At 67.1% G+C, this 19552-nt stretch carries 21 protein-coding genes and 1 pseudogene; 12 read left to right on the top strand and 10 right to left on the bottom strand.

Annotated features, from left to right (window positions below; translation table 11 throughout):
• The first annotated feature begins 28 nt into the window (after positions 1–28).
• From ASD25_RS30310 to ASD25_RS09405, 3 genes are all read left to right on the top strand, one after another.
• Entirely contained in the window at positions 29–1333 is a 1305-nt protein-coding gene (locus tag ASD25_RS30310; protein WP_156389238.1) for a helix-turn-helix transcriptional regulator, read from the top strand.
• 242 nt (positions 1334–1575) lie between these two features.
• Positions 1576–2115 (top strand): heme-binding protein, encoded by a 540-nt coding sequence (locus tag ASD25_RS09410; RefSeq protein ID WP_082572310.1) that lies wholly within the window; start codon positions 1576–1578, stop codon positions 2113–2115.
• A 46-nt stretch (positions 2116–2161) separates the two neighbouring features.
• Positions 2162–2734 (top strand): hypothetical protein, encoded by a 573-nt coding sequence (locus tag ASD25_RS09405; protein ID WP_056616628.1) that lies wholly within the window; start codon positions 2162–2164, stop codon positions 2732–2734.
• A gap of 262 nt (positions 2735–2996) precedes the next feature.
• Here the strand turns inward: ASD25_RS09405 and ASD25_RS09400 are convergent, their stop codons facing one another.
• The 6 genes from ASD25_RS09400 to ASD25_RS09375 all read right to left on the bottom strand — a co-directional run bounded on the left by ASD25_RS09400 (position 2997) and on the right by ASD25_RS09375 (position 8995).
• Positions 2997–4322, bottom strand: a complete 1326-nt coding sequence (locus ASD25_RS09400) for a sorbosone dehydrogenase family protein (protein ID WP_056616626.1) — start codon at positions 4320–4322, stop codon at positions 2997–2999.
• A complete protein-coding gene (locus tag ASD25_RS09395) occupies positions 4319–4756 on the bottom strand; it encodes a DUF2231 domain-containing protein (protein ID WP_056616623.1) in 438 nt (145 codons plus the stop codon). The genes ASD25_RS09400 and ASD25_RS09395 overlap by 4 nt, the downstream gene beginning before the upstream one ends.
• A gap of 83 nt (positions 4757–4839) precedes the next feature.
• Positions 4840–5130, bottom strand: a complete 291-nt coding sequence (locus ASD25_RS09390) for a hypothetical protein (protein WP_056616620.1) — start codon at positions 5128–5130, stop codon at positions 4840–4842.
• Between the two features lie 19 nt (positions 5131–5149).
• The gene (locus ASD25_RS09385; RefSeq protein ID WP_056616616.1) at positions 5150–7687 is read right to left on the bottom strand and encodes a cbb3-type cytochrome c oxidase subunit I; all 2538 of its coding nucleotides are present in this window, start codon (positions 7685–7687) and stop codon (positions 5150–5152) included.
• Positions 7684–8640 carry a cytochrome c oxidase subunit II gene (gene coxB / locus ASD25_RS09380; protein ID WP_056616613.1) on the bottom strand — a complete coding sequence of 319 codons (957 nt, stop codon included), beginning with the start codon at positions 8638–8640 and terminating at the stop codon, positions 7684–7686. Before coxB ends, ASD25_RS09385 begins: the two co-directional genes overlap by 4 nt.
• Complete coding sequence (locus ASD25_RS09375; RefSeq protein ID WP_056616610.1) at positions 8633–8995, bottom strand: cytochrome c family protein; 363 nt, start codon at positions 8993–8995, stop codon at positions 8633–8635. The genes coxB and ASD25_RS09375 overlap by 8 nt, the downstream gene beginning before the upstream one ends.
• A 222-nt stretch (positions 8996–9217) precedes the next feature.
• On the opposite strand from ASD25_RS09375, the pseudogene ASD25_RS31865 reads away from it, so the two are divergent.
• Positions 9218–9676: pseudogene (locus ASD25_RS31865) on the top strand (cytochrome c); the annotation flags it as partial.
• A 13-nt stretch (positions 9677–9689) separates the two neighbouring features.
• Here ASD25_RS31865 and ASD25_RS31860 read toward each other — a convergent pair.
• From ASD25_RS31860 to ASD25_RS09360, 3 genes are read right to left on the bottom strand one after another with little or no spacing between them, the layout of a single operon-like run.
• A complete protein-coding gene (locus ASD25_RS31860) occupies positions 9690–10400 on the bottom strand; it encodes a cytochrome b (RefSeq protein ID WP_056616609.1) in 711 nt (236 codons plus the stop codon).
• On the bottom strand, positions 10397–11131 hold the full coding sequence (locus ASD25_RS09365) for a cytochrome c oxidase assembly protein (RefSeq protein ID WP_056616608.1): 735 nt from the start codon (positions 11129–11131) through the stop codon (positions 10397–10399). Before ASD25_RS09365 ends, ASD25_RS31860 begins: the two co-directional genes overlap by 4 nt.
• Positions 11131–11346: a hypothetical protein gene (locus ASD25_RS09360; protein ID WP_056616604.1), complete on the bottom strand. Its 216-nt coding sequence runs from the start codon at positions 11344–11346 to the stop codon at positions 11131–11133. The genes ASD25_RS09365 and ASD25_RS09360 overlap by 1 nt, the downstream gene beginning before the upstream one ends.
• 258 nt (positions 11347–11604) lie before the next feature.
• Here ASD25_RS09360 and ASD25_RS09355 point away from each other — a divergent pair, with 258 nt between their 5' ends.
• Entirely contained in the window at positions 11605–11955 is a 351-nt protein-coding gene (locus tag ASD25_RS09355; protein WP_056616603.1) for an AraC family ligand binding domain-containing protein, read from the top strand.
• 106 nt (positions 11956–12061) lie between these two features.
• Here ASD25_RS09355 and ASD25_RS09350 read toward each other — a convergent pair whose 3' ends face one another.
• Positions 12062–12988 (bottom strand): LysR family transcriptional regulator, encoded by a 927-nt coding sequence (locus tag ASD25_RS09350; protein WP_056616602.1) that lies wholly within the window; start codon positions 12986–12988, stop codon positions 12062–12064.
• A 29-nt stretch (positions 12989–13017) separates the two neighbouring features.
• Between ASD25_RS09350 and ASD25_RS09345 the strand changes: the two genes are divergently transcribed.
• From ASD25_RS09345 to ASD25_RS09315, 7 genes are all read left to right on the top strand, one after another.
• Positions 13018–13626, top strand: coding sequence for an RNA polymerase sigma factor (locus ASD25_RS09345; RefSeq protein ID WP_082572349.1), 609 nt, complete (start codon positions 13018–13020; stop codon positions 13624–13626).
• A 342-nt stretch (positions 13627–13968) separates the two neighbouring features.
• On the top strand, positions 13969–14982 hold the full coding sequence (locus tag ASD25_RS09340) for a zinc-dependent alcohol dehydrogenase family protein (RefSeq protein ID WP_056616596.1): 1014 nt from the start codon (positions 13969–13971) through the stop codon (positions 14980–14982).
• Between the two features lie 60 nt (positions 14983–15042).
• Positions 15043–15423 (top strand): antibiotic biosynthesis monooxygenase, encoded by a 381-nt coding sequence (locus ASD25_RS09335; RefSeq protein WP_056616595.1) that lies wholly within the window; start codon positions 15043–15045, stop codon positions 15421–15423.
• Positions 15420–16463, top strand: coding sequence for a zinc-binding alcohol dehydrogenase family protein (locus ASD25_RS09330; RefSeq protein ID WP_056616594.1), 1044 nt, complete (start codon positions 15420–15422; stop codon positions 16461–16463). Before ASD25_RS09335 ends, ASD25_RS09330 begins: the two co-directional genes overlap by 4 nt.
• A gap of 109 nt (positions 16464–16572) precedes the next feature.
• A complete protein-coding gene (locus ASD25_RS09325; protein WP_056616593.1) occupies positions 16573–16812 on the top strand; it encodes a DUF2188 domain-containing protein in 240 nt (79 codons plus the stop codon).
• A gap of 79 nt (positions 16813–16891) precedes the next feature.
• Positions 16892–18283, top strand: coding sequence for an FAD-containing oxidoreductase (locus tag ASD25_RS09320; RefSeq protein ID WP_235562686.1), 1392 nt, complete (start codon positions 16892–16894; stop codon positions 18281–18283).
• Positions 18284–18533: 250 nt separating this feature from the next.
• A complete protein-coding gene (locus tag ASD25_RS09315) occupies positions 18534–19361 on the top strand; it encodes a class I SAM-dependent methyltransferase (RefSeq protein ID WP_235562685.1) in 828 nt (275 codons plus the stop codon).
• The last annotated feature ends 191 nt before the right edge of the window (positions 19362–19552 follow it).

Raw genomic sequence — 19552 nt, 5'->3', positions numbered from 1 at the left:
GCGCCAAGGCCCGTTTCTCCCCGTCCCGGTGGTTCCTCTCGGCGGCTGGCCGGCGCGCACTGAACGCGGCGATCTCGCCAAGGTCGAAATCATGACTGCAGAGTTTGACGCATTCTTCGAAAATTCCAGACCCGCGGCCGCGCCCGCGCGGCATGCGTCGCGCAGTACGCCAAATGCACGAGCGCGATTGGCGCGCGGCGTATCGTTCGACAAGGATCGCCTCGTCGATAATATCTACGCCGCAGGCGCCGACGCGTCGTGTTGGGACCGCGTAGTCGCCGAGCTGGGTCGCGTATTCTGCGGACATGCGGCCATCTACGAGCGATCGAACCCCAATCCCGAGATCCGCCGGATTTGGGCGACAGACCTGGATCCGGCATTCGTTCGATCGTTTAACGGCGACGACAACCCTCACGACATCTGGGCGACGAGCCCATTGCATACCGCATCCTGTCACGTCGTCGCGGGGCGGGTCTCCCCGCAAGGCGACCTGGATCCGGCAAAATCTGATGTCGCATGGCTGCAACCACGGGGGTTCAGGCATGCTGCGACGGTCCCGCTTCTTGCCCGGGACTCTGGAACCTTGCATCTCGGCCTGGTTCGCGAGGGCCGGCTGGGGGCCTACTCGTCCGGCGAGCTTCGTCTCCTGAAAACTCTGCTCCCGCATCTCCGGCGAGCGATCGAGATCGGTATGCGATTGGAAGAGGCTGCGCTGGCCCGCCAAGGCTTCCTCGATGCGATGAAGGCCGCGGGCCAGTGTCTGATGGTCGTGAGCCGCTCCAGCGAGATCCGTTTCGCGAGCGTTGAGGCAGAGCGCCTGATGCAGGAGCGGGTCGCGATCGCGAACTGGGCCGGGCGGCTGTGCGGCGTTGGTCGAACGGACGCCGCCAAGCTCAGGCAGGCCATCGACAAGGCGACGAGGGCGGAACCCTCGCCCGAGGCAAGCCTGCTCGTGCTGACGGGGTCCAGCCATGCCGGGCGGTACAGCGTCTCGGTCACGCCGCTAAGAGAACAACGCACGGGTTTGTTCCACGAGAAGGGCGTCTGCGTCGTTGTTCTGGCGAAGCCCCGGGACGTCGGCGCGCCGAGCGCGGAAGCGTTGGCGACACTGTTCGGCCTGACGCCGGCTGAGGCGAGGCTGGCGCATGCGTTGAGCAAGGGGGCATCGCTCGCCGACTACGCGGAGGCTAACAACGTGAGCATCACGACCGTCAAAACCCATCTCGGCGCTCTCTTCAGCAAGGCGGGGGTGAACAGACAGACCGATCTCGTCCGGTTGATTTTCGCCGACCCGATATTTTCCCGCTCCGTCAGTGGGCCGGCTGATGAGTGAGGCGTCCAGCGGTCAGGAGGCAGTGTGCAAAGCGTCGTCTGCATGGGGCTCGCGGCCGTCCAAGTTCCCTTTTTTCCTCCTCCGATCGGATGAGGCGATGAACGTCCGATGCGGCCTATCACGTTTTTCGGCGCAAACCCCGGAGCCTCGCCGCCAAACCGGACGCGGCCACCGCCCGGAGACGTCCGTTCGGGCGTCGATTCCCTCGAACGATCTTTCACCGCCCATCGTGGAGACGCGACATGAGACCTTCCCACTTTCTCGGCGGAGTCCTCGCCCTGGCTTTGACGTCGTCCGCAATGGCTCAGACCGGTCCAGCGCCTGCTCAGACGCCGAATTCGACCACCATCCAGCCTGCGCGCGCCCCAGCGCCGCCAGGCGTGCCTCACGGCGCGCCGCTCAGCTACGAGCAGGCTGAGCGGGTCATGGCCGCGGCGATCGACGAGGGGCGGCGACGCAACCTGGGGCTGACGATCTCGATCGTGGAGCCAACCGGAGAGCCTATCGCATTCGGGCGGATGACGGGGGCCGGATACGGATCCGCCGATATCGCCCTTGCCAAGGCCCGCACAGCGGCCCGATTCGGCCGCGAGACGCGCGTCCTCGCCGATGCGCTCGCGGCCGGGCAGCTTTGGCCTTTGGCGATCGACGGTCTTATTCCGGTCGAGGGCGGCGTGCCGATCGTCGTCGACGGCCGTACCGTCGGAGCCATTGGCGTCAGCGGCGCCTCCGCCCTGACGGATGGCGACATCGCTCGCCTGGCAGAGGCTGCGGCGGGCTGAGCGACGGCGCGCTGATCCTCATCGATTCACTTTGCCCCCGAATGACATGCTGACCATCCTGAACCGCCACGCCTTGGTAGACGCCGTCCTCTATTCGGTCGCCTATGCCGCTGCGGCATCGGCCGATCACTTTTCCACGCTGCTTGTCCAGGGCGTCGGCGGATACGAAACCAATCCGGTGTTCCAGACCGACATCGGCCAACTCGCGAGCGACCGGGCGATCCTTGTCATGGTCGCGCTTTTGCCCTTCATGATCGCGCTGGTGGCCTTAGCCCGGCATCGCGTCGGCGGCGCAGCTTCGAAGCCTGGTCCGATCGTGAGCCGGTTGGTCGGTTCGGCTCCCTCGGGTCCGCTTTTGCTTCCAGTCGTCTTCGTGTGCGTGAAGGCATTAGCCGCGCTGAGCAATGTCGCCCTGTTCTATACGGGGGTCTCGGCGAGCGACGTAGGTAGAAGAATCCTGGGTCCGGTGGGGGTCAACAATCCCGAGGTCGTTCATGTGGGGGTCGCCGCCGCCTTCCTCGCCGCCGCGACCGCCACCGCCCGGCCGGTCGTCGCTGTCTGGATGCGCCGGATGTCGCGTGGGTCGAAAATCACTTCGCCCGCGACGGCGATCCCCTGATCCGATTTATCGGGCCTCACCCAAAAGCTGGTCCGTGCAGTCAACGTAACCCGGCTGCTGGCGTCCAGCCTTCGGGCGAGCCGGAAATGACTGCGTCCAAGGATGAAGGTTCCGCTTCTGACTCATAGCGGCGGTTCGAAACGTCCGCTCTCGGGGCTAATCGCCGACGCCGCACGATAGGACCGGACCTGACTCCAAGCGGACTTTGTCCGGGTCCGATCCCGCGCGCCCCTGAATACGTTGGAAGGTCTGTAGCGAGCGTTTATGGCCGTCGCGTCGGAACCTGGGGCGCGGGTGTTCGCGGTGCCACGCGCCAGATAGTGTTCGACAGGTCGTCGGCGACCAGTAGGATTCGCCGGGCCGGATCGAACACGACCCCGACGGGTCGCCCGCGCGCCTGACCGTCCTCAGTCAGGAAGCCGGTCACGAAATCCATGGGCTCTCCGGACGGGCGTCCATTGGCGAACGGCACCCACACGACCTTGTAGCCGGACGGATCCGGCCTGTTCCAGCTGCCATGCTCGCCGATGAAAGCGCCTTGGGAGAAGGAACCGCCAAAACCGCCGTTTGTCGCGAACGACAATCCCAGCGCAGCGACGTGAGACCCCAGGGCGTAGTCCGGCGCTATGGCCCTGGCGACGAGCTCCGGCTTCTGAGGCCGGACGCGAGGATCGACGTTGCGCCCCCAATAGCTGTAGGGCCAGCCGTAGAAGGCGCCTTCACGCACCGAGGTCAGATAGTCGGGGACCAGCTGGGCCCCGATCTCGTCGCGTTCATTGACCACGGCCCACAGGGCGCTGGTCTGGGGCTCGATGGCGAGGGCGGTGGGATTGCGGATGCCGGTGGCGACGGTGCGGCGCGCCCCGGTGGCCCGGTCGATCGCCCAGACCACGGCCCGCTCCTCCTCCACCGCCATGCCGCGTTCGCCGACGTTGCTGTTGGAGCCGATCCCGACATACAGCGTCAGTCCATCCGCGCTGGCGGTCAGGGCCTTGGTCCAGTGGTGGTTGAGCCGCGACGGGAGCTTGGTGACTTCCTCGCCGGGCGCGGTGATCCGGGTCTGGCCGGGTTGATAGGGGAAGCGCAGCAGAGCGTCCTGGTTGGCGACGTAGATTGAGCCGTCGACGAATGCGAGGCCGTATGGCGCGTTCAGATTGTCGATGAAGACGCTCCGCACCTCGGGCCGCCCGTCGTTGTCGGCGTCGCGAAGCAGGGTGATGCGGTCGCCGCTCTCGACCTGGGTGTTGCCCTTTTTCTTGATGACGCCGGCGATGACATCCTTGGGGCGCAGGGGCGGCGCGCCGCCGCCGCGGCCTTCCGCGATCAGGATGTCGCCATTGGGAAGGACCAGCATCTGACGCGGAATCTGCAGGTCGGTCGCCATGGCGGTGACCGTGAAACCGGCCGGAACGGTGGGCGTCTGGTCCCCCCAGCCGATCGGCCTGGCGATCTGCATCGCCGGGATGAGTGTTTGATTGATCTCGGGCAGTTCCGGCGCGGGGCCTGTCTGATCCAGCCCGGAGTCCCCGCGGCCGCAGCCCGCGAGGGCCAGGGCGACCGCCGTGGCGGCGATCAACGAACGGGTCATCGCGCGACCTCCCGCGGCCAGTAGTTTGAGTGGGCGATGACGCCCGCGGCGAGGGCCAGCAGCGTGCACAGGATCGACAATGTCAGACCGAAACCGCCGACCGAGCTCCAGCCGTCCTGGCTGTGCTTCAAGGCGTTGATCAGTCCGAGAATCCACATGACGGCGAGCACGCCGACATAGATCAGGTTTCGGCCCTTGCCCGATCCTCTCAGATTGAGAGCGAGGCTGACGAGCGCCCAGGCGAGGACCAGCCCGCCAAACAACAGCGCGCCGCTGATCAGCCACGCTGAAAAATTCGTCCACTGAAGTTCGGCCGTCCGGAGGTAGACAATGTCGGTGACCAGGGCGCTGCTGAAAAGCGCGATGGGAAAACCCAACAGGATCGCGTGGGCGGGATGCGGATCGCCCCCTGCCGTCGTTTGGCCAGCCGGCATCCTGCTACCTCCCGTGTTCCATGATTGAGCGTCACAGTACCAATCCATCGACCGTGGATTGGTTTCATCGGAGGCGGCGCGGTTCAGTAGCCGATTACCGTCGGAAGCGCCTGCCAGACGATCGCGACGAGGGCGAGACCGGCTCCGAGAGCCGCAAGTTGATCGGCGAACTTCGGGCGCTCGCTGTCCACCCGACGAAGCCGTTTGGCGGCAAGGGCCAGCAGAACGGCTGAGGCCAGAACGCAGACGCCGCTGAAGACCAGCGCGGCGGCGCGCCAAGCGGGGGCGTCAGCGCTGACGACGACATCGGCCAGACTGGACAGCGTATAGACGCCAAGGAAGTGGACCGCCCACACGATCAGTCCTCCGGTCATCCATGCCCACGCCCTCATGTCAGCCGCCCGGGAAAAGGCGGGTGAGCAGGGTGGAAAACGTCCCCTGGCCCGCCGAATAGACGATGAACAGGGCGATCAGGTCGAACGTCGAGGGGCGTCGCGCCTCCACATGGCCCGCCGCCCAGCGCAAGCCGGCGTACAGGCCCATCAACCCGACGATGGCGACGAAGAAGCCATGCCACGACAGGAGGGCGAAGACGGTCGCGCCCTGGCCGGTCGCCGACGCCTGAAGGCCGCTGGCCAGCCAGCTCTCGAGATCGACGAACCAGGCCGCGCCGATCGCCGCAGCGGCCAGGATCATCAACAGCGTCGCGATCAGGGGACCGCGCGGCCTGTCGAGCGCGAGGGCCCGGCAAGACAACCATGCCAGTCCGCCGCCGATCGCGTTGCCCGCCACCGTCACGACGAGCGACCACGCGCCGGGCGGCGCAATCCAGTCTTCCGGGTTGCGGCTCCACAGGAAGACGTAGCTGAAGGCCGCCATGGCCAGGATCATGCCCGCGACCACCAGGGTGATGACCATGGCCCACCAGCCATGGCTGGACGGACCGCTGGCGTAGGTCGCCACGCGGATCCCGGCGCCGATATCCACCGTGTCACGGATACGCGGCTGGTCCAGCATCCAGCACCATTGCATCACGCACCAGATGGCCAGCACGCCGCTGATCGCCGAGGCGACATAGGCCTGGATCGTCAGCAGCAGGAACAGCCCGGCCGTGAACACCGCCGCCCAGACGTGCCAGGGCGACGGCATGGGCATGCGCTGCAGATACTGGGGCTCGGCGTTGAGGGTCGAGGTGACAACGGTCTCGCGACCGCCTGTCGGGGCGTTGGGCAGGAAATAGCGACCGGCCTCGACGTCGCGGCTCAGATTGGTCTGCTCCCACAACGGATACAGGCTGGTCACCACCGGCACCGACCGGACCGAATAGAGGCCGGTCGGCAGCCACTCCATGCCCGGTGCATCGTGCGGATTGCCAGCGTCGCCGCGTCCGAACGGGCGGAAATTGCGGATCATGTCGATGATCCACAGCAGGACGCCCACGGCTGTCAGCACCGCGCCGATGGTGGAGATCAGGTTGGGTAGTTCGAGACCCCGACCGGGCAGATACGTGAAGACCCGTCGCGGCATGGCCATCAGGCCGCTGAGGTGCATGGGCAGGAAGGTGACGTGCATGCCGGTGAACATCAGCCAGAATACCCACTTTCCGAGCCGCTCGCTGAGCGGCCGGCTGGAGGACATCGGCAGCCAGAAGTAGATGGCGGCGAAGAAGGGGAAGACCATTCCGCCGATCAGGACGTAGTGCAGGTGGGCGACGACGAAATAGCTGTCGTGGGCCTGCCAGTCGAAGGGGACCATGGCCAGCATGACGCCGGTCAGGCCACCCATGACGAAGGTGACGATGCCGCCCAGAACAAACAGGCCGGACACGGTGTATCGCATCCTTCCCGCGGCGATGGTCGCGATCCAGGCGAAGACTTGGATGCCGGCCGGAATCGACACCGCCATCGACGCCGCCGAAAAATAGCTGGTCGAGATGGTCGGCATGCCGGTGGTGAACATGTGGTGGGCCCACACGCCGAAGCTGATGAATCCGGTCGCCAGCATGGCCAGCACCACGGCGGTGTGCCCGACCAGAGGCGTCCGGGCGATTGCCGGTATCATCGTCGACATCGCTCCCGCCGCGGGCAGGAAGATGATGTAGACCTCCGGGTGGCCGAAGAACCAGAACAGGTGCTGCCACAGCAGGGGATCGCCACCCTTCAGCGGGTCGAAGAAGGGCCAGCCGAAGACCCGTTCCAGCTCCATCAGCGTCGTCGCCAGGATCACGGATGGAAAGGCGATGATGATCATTCCGGCGAAGATCAGCATGGCCCAGGCGAAGATCGGCATCTTCGCTAGCGTCATCCCCGGCGCGCGATTGCGCAGCACGCCGACGATAATCTCGATGGCTCCGGCGATGGCCGAGATCTCGATGAAGCCGATCCCCAGCAGCCAGAAGTCGGCGTTGATCCCCAGCGAGAAGGCGGTCGAACTGAGCGGCGGATACATGAACCAGCCGCCGTCCGGGGCCAGGCCGAAGAACAGCGAGCAGAAAAAGGCCAGGCCGCCGATCAGATAGGCCCAGAAGGCATAGGCCGACAGGCGCGGAAACGGCAGGTCCCGGGCGCCCAGCATCTGGGGCAGCAGCAAGACGGCCAGCGCCTCCACCGCCGGCACGGCGAACAGAAACATCATCATCGTGCCGTGCACGGTGAACAGCTGGTTGTAGGTCTCTGCCGGCAGCAGGCCGTTCAGCGGCAGGGCCAGTTGGGTCCGCATGAGCACGGCCAGGACGCCCGCCAGCACGAAGAACAGCATGGCTGCGCCGACATAGTAGACGCCGACAAAATTGTTGTTGATCGCGGTGATCCACTCCCAGCCCCTGGGACGGCACCAGATTTGTTCGAGCTGCTCGAGCTCTCCGCCCGGCCGCGGCTCCGACGTCGGGAAGCGGTCGTACAGGTTCGTGTCGAAGCCGGTTTCGCTCTTCACTTCAGGCTCTCGAGCCAGGCGGAGACATCGCGCAGTTCCTGACCCGTCAGGACGGGATAGGCGGGCATGCGGTTGCCCGGCTTGATCGACTGACTGTCTGAAATCCAGCCCGCCATCGTGCCCTGATTGTTGGGCAGAATGCCCGCGCCCAGCGTGCGCCGCGAACCGACGTGGCTCAGATCAGGTCCCGCCAGTCCATTGAAGGCCGTTCCGGCGACCGAATGGCACGAGCCGCACCCGGCCCGGGCGAAGACCTCGATTCCCGCGCCGGGTTGGGCGGCGCCCGCAGCCGGAGCCGACTGTTTGCCCAGCCATGCCGCGTAGTCGGCCGGCTCATGAGCGACGACGACCAGCCCCATCAGGGCGTGGGGCCCGCCGCAATATTCGGCGCATTGGCCGCCGTAGGCGCCAGGTTCGTCGGCCTGGATGCGCATCAGGTTCCGGCGTCCGGGGATCATGTCGACCTTGCCCGACAGACGGGGCACCCAGAAACTGTGGATCACGTCGGCGGAGTCCAGCTCCAGTAAGACGGGCCTGCCCGTGGGAATGTGGATCTCGTTGGCGTCCTGGAAGCCCTCGCGTCCCTGGGCGTCCAGATAGGCGACGCGCCACCACCACATCTCGCCGGTCACCCGCACCCGCATTTCGCCGGGCGCCGGCTCCTGGGTCAGGTGGCTGGTGAGACCCAGCCCATAGATCAGAAGCGCGCTGAGGACGACCACCGGGAAGGCGAAGCCGCCGATCCAGACCAGTTTCGCGCCGCCCAGGCGCGTCCGCCAGCGCCGGGGTCCGAACAGGGCGACGCCCAGGGCGATCAGGACGATCAGCAGAACGGCGCCGCCCATGGCGAACAGCACCCACGACAGGGTGTTCAGCGGACCGGCGAACGGCCCCGCCGGGTCCAGCGCCGCCGGCGGCCATGCGGCTGTCCCATCAGCGGCGGGACTAGTCATGGAGCGTATAGAGGTAGGCAGCCACGTCCCGGGCCTCGCTTTCTGTCAGGGGCATCGCAGGCATGGCGGTCGCGGGCGCCATGGAGGGCGCGTCGACCAGCCAATCGACCAGAACATCGGGCCGGTTCGGGAACTGGCCGCCGATCATCGGACTGTCGGCGAAACCCGCCAGCGACGGTCCCGCCAGACCCTCTGGCCAGCGAACGCCGGGAATGACGTGACAGGAGGCGCAGCCCACGCTGTGAATGACGGCCAGTCCGTTTCCGGCATCCGCGCCCGCGATCTCGCGTGGCGGATCGCTCTTGTCCACGCAGGCGCACAGCAGCGCGGTCAGGCTGAGAACGCCCCACCTCACTTCGAACCCGGATGGGTCTGTCGCGTCGCCATCACGCCCCTTTGCCGTTGCGGAGCAAACCCGCGCCCATGGCCAAGGTTCCCGCCAAGCGGAACCGTGAGCGTGCGCCTGTGTTCGATCCGGGTGCGCGCGCTCCTCTTCATCCCTCTGACCGTGGCGGCCTGCTCGCCCCCGACCAACGAAACCGGTGCGGCGTTCACGCGCACGGGACAGATCATCGCCATGAGCGGCGGGGAGGGAGGAGCGGCCAACGCCTGCTTCAGCTGCCACGGACTTGAGGGTGAAGGCGACGGCGTCAGCGTGCCGCGCCTCGCAGGCATGGACGCCGGCTATCTGCAGAAACAGATGGACGACTACACGAACGGCGTCCGTCAGGACCCGATCATGACCGAGGTCGCGCGCTGGCTCGACGACGGCGACCGGCGGGCGGTCTCGGCCTGGTACGCCTCGCTGCCCGCGCCTGCGGTGACCGGCGCGGCGAGAACGGCACCCGCGATCTATCTGAGAGGCGATCCAGCGCGCGGGGTGGCCGCCTGCGCCTCGTGTCACGGCGTGGACGGGCTTGGCGTCGGCTCAGGCAACCCCGCCATCGCCGCTCAACCCGCCGCCTATACGATTGAACAGATCAGACGCTGGAAGACGGCCGAACGGCGCAACGACCCAAGGGGCGTGATGGCCGATGCGGTCGCCGGGCTCACCGACGCCGAGACAGGCCGAATAGCCGCCTGGCTAGAGACCTTGCCCGCTGCTCCACCGCCCGATAGCGGCGTTGCCAGCGCGTCCGCCGCCGCGTCGGCTCCGGCACGACCGGCAGCATCCCGTGGAGTACGTCGTCCCGATCGATGATCTGGTGCTTCAGCGCCGCGCCCACATGCAGCGGGATCAGCAGCAGCAGCGTGACGATCAGGCCCCAGTGCATCCATTCGCTCACCGCCTCGATCTGCCAGCGGCGGACGATGGTCAGGTCCTGCAGCGGCAACAGCGGCCAGGGCATGAGGCCTAGCAGGGTCAGTTCCTGCTCGCGCGCCGTGGCCGAGATCATCATCCAGCCGGTCAACGGCAGGCCGAACAGGCAGGTGTAGAACAGATAGTGGGTGATGCTGGCGGCGGTGCTTTCCCAGCCCGGCTTGTCCGCGTCGTTGATCGGTCCAGGCGCCATCAAGCGCCAGACGCCGCGCCCCAGCGCCAGAACCAGCATCAAGACCCCGATCGCATAGTGCAGATCCTGCGCCGCGATCTTGTTGCCGCCCACCGGCAGTCGCCCCATCCACCAACCCCAGCCCAGCTGGAAGACCACGAGGGCGGCCATGGTCCAGTGAAATACGATGGCGACGGGCGAGAACCGACCCTCGTCGTGGTGCCCCGCCGCCCATTCCAGGACGTTGACGATCAGCCGGTCGATCACGGCGCGTGGTCCACTCGGCTGACGGGCTGGTCCGGCCCGATCCAGCGGCCCAGCACCAGCAGGGCTGCCGCCAGATAGACGGCCGCCGCCGGCGCCCACATGATCAGCCCGGCCGCCTGCTGGTCAGCGAGCGGCGTAAAGCCCCACGCCTGTGTGGTCAGGAGATGCGGCGCATAGACCGGCTGCGGGGCGAAGGTCAGGAGAGCCCCGAGTAGTCCCATCGCAACCATGGCGATCAGCAGATGACCAACCGCTGCAGGCGCCGCCGCCCTTCGCACGCCCGCCCAGAACCAGACCGCCGAGACGAGCAGGCTGAGCTGCATCGCCCAATAGGCCAGATCATTCGACAGGGCGGCGGCATAGGCCGACGGCGCGTGCCAGCCCCAGAACACCGCCGCCTGAAAGGCTGTGGCCAGCGCCAGCGGTCCAACACGCCGCGAGGGCAGCGCCCATGCGGTCAGAGGCGCGACAACGGCGACCAGCAGAACGTGGTGGACGGTCCGCGCTGCGAACAGCGCCGAACTCAGGCCGCAGAGGGGCGAGATGAAGCCGATAGCCAGCACCAGAATCGCCGACAAGCCCAATGCCCGCTCGCGCCCGCGTAACCGCCAGACGATGACGATCGTCGCTGCAGCGAGCACGCCCAGCGGCACGGGGTCGAGGTTCCAACGCCAGTCGCCCGGGGCTGGCGCTGGGCCACAATAAGGCTCCCAGAGCTTGGCCGTTGTCATCAGTCCCGCTCCACCGAGGCGCATGCGATCACAAAGTCGCCGTTCGTCATTTCGCTGGCCGGCCGGCCGTTGGTCGCTTGCAGCCCATGCCGCCCGTCGGCCGCCTCAATGTCCGTGCCGCCGATACCTCGACAGGACGGCTGATGGCGCAGCGTGTCCGTGCTCTTGGCTCGCCAACCGCCGCTGCCGCGCAAATGCGAGGCGTTCATCGACATCCCCCAGCTTGACAGGAGAATAAGGATTGGGCGACGTCGGGGGTTCCATAGAGAGCGACGCGATGGGACGTCGGACCTCACTCTCCGTTTCGGGGCGCGGCAGCGGTTCCGGCAATGTCTGCTTTCCGCACGCCGCTCAAGTTCGGCTTCTGGCGCGTAAGCGACTTCGCCTGCTTCCCCCGCCGCTACTACCGAACATCGCAGCGGGAACCTCCCTGCCTAAAGGCGGCTTCCACATGGTTTCGATGGAGCAAGACGATGAAGGTCCAGAGGTTCAAGATCGCTGACGCATCGATGGAGCGTTCGCCGGGACAGGAAGCCGACGTGTTCACCGGCAATCTGGTCGACGAGCGGCATGGCGGGCCGATCACCATCGGCTACGGCCGCTATGCGCCGAGCCAGAGCCTCAGCGAAACTATGGCGGTACACGACGTGATGATCGTCCTGGAGGGTCGGCTTTCGATCTCGAGCGATGGCGGCACGGTCACCGCAGGGCCTGGTGAGATCGTGTACATGCCCAAGGGCGAAGCTGTCACCATCCGCTCGCACGAGGAGGGTGCGGTGACCGCCTATGTCACCCATCCGCATTGGCGGACGGCGAAAGGCTAGGGCGCGCCTGCAACATCATGGCGCGCCAGCCGCTTCATCTCGCCCGGTTCCGGCGGGTAGACGCGTCTATCCGTCAGTCGTGATCTGAAGTCGTCCAGTCTCACGGTCAGCGCGCGAACAATGTCTCAAGGCCTCTGTCCCAATAGGGATCGGGGCGTCCGGCGAACCGCTCGGTGAGCCAGTCGATAAGGACCCGGACTTTCGGCGCCAGTTCGCGCGAACTGGGATAAAGCGCCCAAAGGGTCTGGGTCGACACCAGCGGATAGTCGGTGAGAACGGGGACGAGTTCACCGGATCGAAGCTCGTCGGCGGCGCACCAGCTCGCCATCAAGGCGATGCCGAGCCCCGCGCAGGCCGCGTCGCGTACGGCCACGCCGTCGTTGATCCGCAGACTCGGGACGACACGGCGCTCGATCACGTCCTCGCCCGAACGCTGGAACGTCCAGAGATCGAGGGTGCCGACGACCAGACAGGCGTGGTGGGTCAGGTCGTCAGGTGTCTTTGGCTGTCCCCTCCGCTCGATATAGTCCGGAGAGGCCACAAGCACCCGCCGATCAGGCGCGAGACGACGCGCGACGAAGGATGAGTCCCTGAGCTCGGCGTACCGGACCGCCACGTCGAAGGCGCCCTCGACCAGGTCGACGACGCTGTCGGAGATCCGCAGGTCGATGGACAGATCGGGATATCGGCCGCAGAACTCGGGCAGGCCGGGCACGATATGCAGGCGCGCGAACGACGCCGGGGCCGCGACGCGCAGCGTGCCGCGCGGTGCGGCGTGCTGGCGTCCGAGCGCCGCCTGGGCGGCGTCGGCCGCCAGCACGACGTTCTCCGCGTGCGGCAAAAAAGCGAGGCCGTCCTCGGTCAAGGTAGCCTGCCGTGTCGTCCGGTGCAGAAGGCGGGCCCCGAGCCGCTTCTCGAGCGCCGCCAGCCGGGCGCTGGCGCTCGCCGGCGTGACGCCCACGTCGCGGGCCGCCGAGCTGATGCTGCGCAGCCGGGCGATCCTCACGAACAGGCTCAGGTCATCCACTTCCATGGGGCGGCGCCTTCAAGAATCCGTTGAAGATGATCCTGATTTCGACCCGCTACAACCGGCCACTGCGAAAGGTCAAATTTGCCGGGACACAGTTGACCGCTCGGGAACGGGCGGACTGTGGATCGGGAGCAGGAATCGTGCAGCGCGTTGACGAGCAGGTCTCGCAGATCGGGCAGTGGCGGCCGGCCCTGATGGCCTTCTTCCTGCGCCGGGTGAGGAATTACGCGGAAGCTGAGGATCTCACCCAGGAGGTGTTTGTTCGGCTGCTGGGAAGCGACGTTCCCGAGGCCGCGCCCGGCCGGTACATTTTTCAGATCGCGCGGAACCTGCTGGTCGACCGGGCGCGGCGGGCTGGTGTCCGCCGGCGCTACCTGGAGACTGTCGGAACGTCCGAGGACGACGGGATCGACCCGCTCGATCCCCTGCGCCTGGCGCTCGGGCGCGATGAACTCGCCCGTTTCGGCTCGGCCCTCGAAGCGCTTCCCGGCCGGACGCGCGCGATCTTCATCCTCTATCGCATCGAGCAGGTCGGCCAGGACGCCATCGCGCGAGCCTTCGGCATCTCCCGGAGCGCCGTCAAAAAGCAGGTCGCAAGCGCCATGGCGACGATCATGGCGCAGATGCGGGACGGCGCCTGACGGAGACTTGAGGCGCGACACGCTCCGCAGCCGGCGGTCTGTGCGTGACGTTCCCCTCGCGAACGACCGCTGCCCGCCATCTTCAAGGTTTCGTTGAAGATGATCCGGATCCGGCGAACTACCAACGCCCATCGCCAAGGATCAGATGGGTCCTGTCAAACCGACGACCTGACCGGCCAGGAGAAACCGGCGACCAGAGCAACGATCCCCGCTGACGGCCCGGAGGCGCCAATTTTCGCTCCGGCGCAGCACCGAACTGTCCCGGGCGATGCCTCAAGCGTCTCTACCCCTCGTCGCGGCCGCGCCGGCGTGACCGGCCAGAATGAAAGAGAAAGACCCCTCATGACCCAGACAATGAAAGCCGCCGTGCTCACCCGCTTTGGAGGGCCTGACGCGTTCGAGCTTCGGGATGTGCCGGTGCCTGCGGTCGGTCCGCGCCAGGTCAGGGTGCGGGTGCACGCCACTGCCCTGAACCCGCTCGATTACCAGATCCGCCGCGGCGACTACAAAGAGTACGTGCCGCTGCCCGCCATCACGGGACATGACATCTCCGGCGTCGTCGAGACGGTCGGAATCGAGGTCAGCGAATTCTCGCCCGGCGACGAGGTCTACTACACGCCGAAGATCTTCGGCGGCTCCGGCTCTTACGCGGAGCAGCATGTCGCCGACGTCGAACTCGTCGCCCGCAAGCCGCGCAACCTCAGCCACCTCGAGGCCGCGAGCCTCACGCTGGCGGGAGGCACGGTCTGGGAGGCCTTCGTCGAACGGGCCCGGCTGAGCGTCGGTGAGACGATCCTCATCCACGGCGGCGCAGGCGGCGTCGGCACGCTCGCCATCCAGATCGCCAAGGCGATCGGCGCGCGGGTGATCACGACGGCGCAGTCCAGGGACCACGCATTCGTACGGTCTCTGGGGGCGGACGAGGCGATCGACTACGCCACGCACGACTACGTCAGGGAGGTCACCCGGCTGACGGACGGGCGAGGCGTCAACGTCGTTTTCGACACGATCGGCGGCGACACGCTCACACGGAGTCCTCTGACCCTGGCTCCGTTCGGCCGTGTGGTCAGTCTGGTCGACATCGCCCAGCCGCAGAACCTGATCGAGGCCTGGGGCAAGAACGCCGCGTACCACTTCGTGTTCACCCGGCAGAACCAGGGCAAGCTGGACGCGCTCACAACCCTCGTCGAGCGCGGGCTGGTGAAGCCAGTGATCGGCGCGGTGTTCCCGCTGGCCCGCATGGGCGAGGCGCACGATCTTCTCGAGAACGGCTCCGCCAGGGGCTTGCGGGGCAAGGTCGTGATCGACGTGGCGGGCGACACGGTCGTCCTGCCCGCTCTTCAGGAAAACGTCTGACGCGAGGCGCGACCGCTGCGCGCCCGCAGCGGTCGCAGTCCGCCCGTCCGGAGACACCCGATGGTGACAGAACTCGTGATCTTTCGCATCGAGCCGGGCTCCGGCTCCAGGTTCGAAGCCGCGTTCGCCGGCGTTGCGTCGCTGCTCGCCGCGGCGGACGGCTATCTGAGGCATCGTCTCGTGCGGACGCTTGACGACGCAGATTCTTATCTTCTGCAGGTCGAATGGCGCGATCTGGCCGCCCACACCGAGGGCTTCGAGCCGAGCGAGGCGCACGACCGCTTCATCGCCGCCCTCAGCCCCATGCTCGTGGCTGAGCCCGAGGTCGTGCATGTCCCGACGGACCCCCGACGCACCATGTCCGCCGAGACCGGATCGGCCCGAAGCCGTGTGATCGAAAGTCCGCTCCCCGGGCCATTGCAAGCTGGAGACCTCTCATGAAAGCCGTCGGTTACCGGACGCCCGGCCCGATCGACAACGACGACGCGCTCGTCGACATCGAACTCCCACGACCCACACCCGCAGGGCGCGACCTTCTCGTCGCGATCAGGGCGGTGGCGGTGAACCCGGTAGACTTCAAGGTCCGCCGGAGCACGGTGCCGCAGGGCGAAGACTGGAAGGTTCTGGGCTGGGACGCCGCCGGCGTGGTCGCCGCGACCGGACCGGAAGCGACACTGTTCAAACCGGGAGACGAGGTTTTCTACGCAGGATCGATCACGCGACAGGGATCGAACGCCGAGTTCCACCTCGTCGATGAACGCATTGTCGGTCGCAAGCCCGCCTTGCTCGACTGGGCCGGGTCCGCGGCGCTGCCCCTGACCGCCTTGACGGCCTGGGAGACGCTGTTCGACAGGCTGGACGTCTCGCGATCGGTTCCCGGGGCGGCGTCCGCCGTCCTGATCATCGGCGGCGCGGGCGGCGTCGGCTCGGTCGCGATCCAGATTGCGCGCCAGCGCACCGATCTGACGGTGATCGCCACGGGCTCGCGCCCGGAGACCCGGGACTGGGCCCTGTCGTTGGGCGCCCATCACGTCATCGACCATGCCCGGCCGCTCGCGGCGCAGATCGCCGATCTCGGCCTGGGCGCCCCAGCCTTCGTCTTCTCCACCACCCACACCGAGCAGCACACCGCCGCGGCCGCCGACCTCATCGCGCCCCAAGGCCGGTTCGCCCTGATCGACGACCCGCAGGGCCTCGACCTCATGGTGTTCAAGCGCAAGGCCGTCTCGATCCATCACGAGCTCATGTTCACCCGGTCCATCTACGGGACGCCGGACATGGCGCGGCAGGGCGAGATCCTGAACACCGTCGCCGACCTTGTGGACGAGGGCCGCATCCAGACCACCCTCACGGAGCGGCTGTCGCCCATCAATGCGGCCAATCTGAAACGGGCCCACGCGCAGCTCGAAAGCGGGAGCACAAGGGGGAAGATTGTTCTCGAAGGCTTCCAGGCCGGAGGATCCGACCCCGACTCCCTCTGACATGAGCCGCGTGCCGTTCCGGGCGCCAGGGCGTCCCTGTTTCCGGGACGCTGAATGGCAGGCGGGGCGGGGGCTGAGGGCGTAGGAGAGACTTTTCTGGAGGAGCAACATGAGCAACGTCGTCTACCGGATCGTCGAGCACGACGGGGGTTGGGCCTACCAGGTCGACGGGACCTATTCGGAAACCTTCCGCACCCATGACCTGGCGCGCGCAGCTGCCTCGCGTGCGGCGGCCGAGCAGCTGCAGCCAGGGCGGAGCGCCTCCATCAGCTATGAGGATGGCGCGGGGACCTGGCGTCAGGAGAGGGTCGGCGGCTCGGATCGACCCACCACCTCGGTCGAGGGTTGAGCACTGCCTTTACCTTGACGCCGACGCATTCGCCGCGACGGATGGACGGCGTGAACCCGGGCCAGGAACGAGGCTTGCCATGACGAAAGTAAGCGACTCCGTCATGCGGGAGCCGTTCGACGCCATCATTCTCGGAGCCGGCCAGGCCGGCCCGCCTCTGGCCGGACGCCTCAACGCGGCTGGAATGAAAGTCGCGGTCATCGAGCGCAAGCTCGTCGGCGGAACGTGCGTGAACACCGGCTGCATGCCGACCAAGACCTTGGTCGCCAGCGCCCAGGCCATTCGCACCGCCCGGCGGGGGAGCGACTACGGCTTCACCGCCGGATCCGTGACCGTCGACATGGCCGCGGTGGCCGCCCGGGCGAAAAAGGTCTCTCTCGATGCGCGCCACGGCAATGAGACGTGGTTGGGGGGCATGGCCAATGTGGAACTGATACGCGGCCATGCGAGGTTCGAGAGCGCCGACACCGTGGCTGTTCATGGCCGGCGTCTCAGGGCGCCTCGGATATTCATCAATGTCGGGGGCAGGGCGGTTGTGCCGGACATGCCGGGGCTCCACGACGTGCCCCATCTGACGAATACGGGGATCGTGGCCCTGGATGTCCTGCCGCGCCACCTGGTCGTGGTGGGAGGCAGTTACATCGGCTTGGAGTTCGCCCAGATGTATCGGCGCTTCGGGGCGGAGGTCACGATCGTGGAGCGGTCGGATCGGCTGATCGCGCGGGAAGATCCGGACGTGTCCCAGGCCGTGCGCGACATCCTCGAGGCGGAGGGGATCACCGTGCGCACCGGAGCCGCCTGCATCGGCTTCGCCCCGGCGGAGGGCGGCGTGTCCGTATCCGTGGATTGCGCTGATGGATCGCCCGCGTCGGTCGGCAGTCACGTCCTGCTGGCCATGGGTCGCCGCCCCAATACCGACGATCTCGGCCTGGATGAGGCCGGGATCGCCACCGATGATCGCGGCTACATCCGGGTCGACGACCAGCTCCGGACCTCCATCCCGGGGGTATGGGCGCTCGGCGACTGTAATGGCCGCGGCGCCTTCACCCACACCGCCTACAACGACTTCGAGATCGTCGCCGCCAACCTGCTGGACGGCGGAGATCGCCGCGTGAGCCAACGAATCCCGGGCTATGCCCTTTATATCGACCCCCCTCTGGGCCGGGTCGGGATGACCGATGCCGAAGCCGAAAAGTCCGGCCGCCCTTTGCTTCACGCCAGGCGTTCGATGAAACGGGTCGGCCGGGCGGTAGAGAAGGGCGAGACCCAAGGGTTCATGAAGGTGGTGGCTGACGCAGACACCCGTCAGATCTTGGGAGCCGCCGTTCTGGGCGTGGGCGGCGATGAGGCGATCCACGGCATCCTGAACATGATGAGTGCGGGCCAGACGATCGAGGCCCTGCGCTGGGCCGTCCCCATCCACCCGACGGTTTCAGAGCTCGTTCCGTCGCTGCTTCTGGACTTGTCATGACGCCGGGCTGCCGGCTGCCATTCTCGACCGGCGATACGCCGTATCGCTCCCGTGCGGGCCGACCGCCTTTCTCATGCCTTGGGGGGCTCCAGCGCAGAAACAGCGCCCGGTCCTCCATGAGCGCGACCCGACCGCTTGCCGGGTCGGCGCCCCCAGCGTTGTCCGTCTCGCGACGCAGCATCGCAGGACCGGGGACTACACGGCGCCTGGGAAGATCCTGGCCCACAGTGCAAGTGAATGAGGACTGATGATGAACCCGCTGAACCCGATGCATCAGCCGGATATCTGGAACGATGCTGTCCTCGGTTATGAGACACTGGCCGAGCCGCACACGCGACCGTTCGCCAGAATCGCGCTGGAACTGGCGGGCGTTCGACCGGGCGAACGGCTGCTGGACGTCGCCTGCGGAACGGGCGCGTTGACGTTGGAGGCTGCCGCCGAGGGGGCGAGCGTCCTCGCCACCGATTTCTCACCGGGCATGGTCGAGCGGCTGGCGGCGCGTCTGGCGGAGGGCGGGTATGATCGAACGGGCTGCGAGGCTCGGGTGATGGACGGACAGGCGCTGGATTTGCCCGATGGCGACTTCGACGCCGCCTTCTCGGTTTTCGGGGTGATGCTGTTCCCCGACTGGGAAAAAGGTCTGCGCGAACTCCACCGGGTCGTTCGGCCGGGCGGGCGGGTGGTCCTGGTGACCTGGGCCCATGCGCGAGGCGCTGGTCCCGCCGTCCTGTTCGACACGGCCCGGCGCGAGGCTTTGCCGGGACTGGAGCCGTCGCCATTTCCGCCGGGCCTGGAGGCGCTCAGAACGCCGCAACGGCTGGAGGCGGCCATACGGGGTGCGGGCTCTGCGCAAGTTCGCATCGAGACAATAGCGCGAGACTGGACGATCGAGTCGGCGGACTGGCTAGCGGATCATGCGCATCAATTATTTCGGCAGTTTCCTTCCTGGGCGGCGCTCGACGAAGAAGGTCAGGACCGGGTTCGCGAGCGGCTGCGCGCCGCGAACGGCAAGGCCTCGGCCGTACCGTTCACCGTAGAGTCGCGCGCGCTTATCGGGATCGCCCGCCTGCCTGAATGACGACGGTTGGACGAGGGACCTTACCATCGGATCGCCGTGGCGCTGGCCGCGCCCGCCTTGATCAAAGACCGGGCCCCGCTGCGCGGCCGGATCGATGTCGCGCACCGCGACCGGGCATGCGGCGCCAGCGCGGCGGTCTGTCGGCTGATCCCGAAAGCGGAACGCCGTGTTCCGATAGCGCCTGTTTCCCA

It is taken from the genome of Brevundimonas sp. Root1423, from assembly GCF_001426805.1.
Note: the sequence above shows the minus strand (reverse complement) of the source record. Positions and strands in the feature narration are given on the sequence as shown.

Coding starts and splice junctions, on each gene's coding strand:
- ASD25_RS09410 (WP_082572310.1), top strand. CDS start 1,576: ATGAGACCTTCCCACTTTCTCGGCGGAGTCCTCGCCCTGGCTTTGACG.
- ASD25_RS09405 (WP_056616628.1), top strand. CDS start 2,162: ATGCTGACCATCCTGAACCGCCACGCCTTGGTAGACGCCGTCCTCTAT.
- ASD25_RS09400 (WP_056616626.1), bottom strand. CDS start 4,322: ATGACCCGTTCGTTGATCGCCGCCACGGCGGTCGCCCTGGCCCTCGCG.
- ASD25_RS09395 (WP_056616623.1), bottom strand. CDS start 4,756: ATGCCGGCTGGCCAAACGACGGCAGGGGGCGATCCGCATCCCGCCCAC.
- ASD25_RS09390 (WP_056616620.1), bottom strand. CDS start 5,130: ATGACCGGAGGACTGATCGTGTGGGCGGTCCACTTCCTTGGCGTCTAT.
- coxB (WP_056616613.1), bottom strand. CDS start 8,640: ATGACTAGTCCCGCCGCTGATGGGACAGCCGCATGGCCGCCGGCGGCG.
- ASD25_RS09365 (WP_056616608.1), bottom strand. CDS start 11,131: ATGACAACGGCCAAGCTCTGGGAGCCTTATTGTGGCCCAGCGCCAGCC.
- ASD25_RS09360 (WP_056616604.1), bottom strand. CDS start 11,346: ATGTCGATGAACGCCTCGCATTTGCGCGGCAGCGGCGGTTGGCGAGCC.
- ASD25_RS09355 (WP_056616603.1), top strand. CDS start 11,605: ATGAAGGTCCAGAGGTTCAAGATCGCTGACGCATCGATGGAGCGTTCG.
- ASD25_RS09350 (WP_056616602.1), bottom strand. CDS start 12,988: ATGGAAGTGGATGACCTGAGCCTGTTCGTGAGGATCGCCCGGCTGCGC.
- ASD25_RS09345 (WP_082572349.1), top strand. CDS start 13,018: ATGATCCTGATTTCGACCCGCTACAACCGGCCACTGCGAAAGGTCAAA.
- ASD25_RS09340 (WP_056616596.1), top strand. CDS start 13,969: ATGACCCAGACAATGAAAGCCGCCGTGCTCACCCGCTTTGGAGGGCCT.
- ASD25_RS09335 (WP_056616595.1), top strand. CDS start 15,043: ATGGTGACAGAACTCGTGATCTTTCGCATCGAGCCGGGCTCCGGCTCC.
- ASD25_RS09330 (WP_056616594.1), top strand. CDS start 15,420: ATGAAAGCCGTCGGTTACCGGACGCCCGGCCCGATCGACAACGACGAC.
- ASD25_RS09325 (WP_056616593.1), top strand. CDS start 16,573: ATGAGCAACGTCGTCTACCGGATCGTCGAGCACGACGGGGGTTGGGCC.
- ASD25_RS09320 (WP_235562686.1), top strand. CDS start 16,892: ATGACGAAAGTAAGCGACTCCGTCATGCGGGAGCCGTTCGACGCCATC.
- ASD25_RS09315 (WP_235562685.1), top strand. CDS start 18,534: ATGAACCCGCTGAACCCGATGCATCAGCCGGATATCTGGAACGATGCT.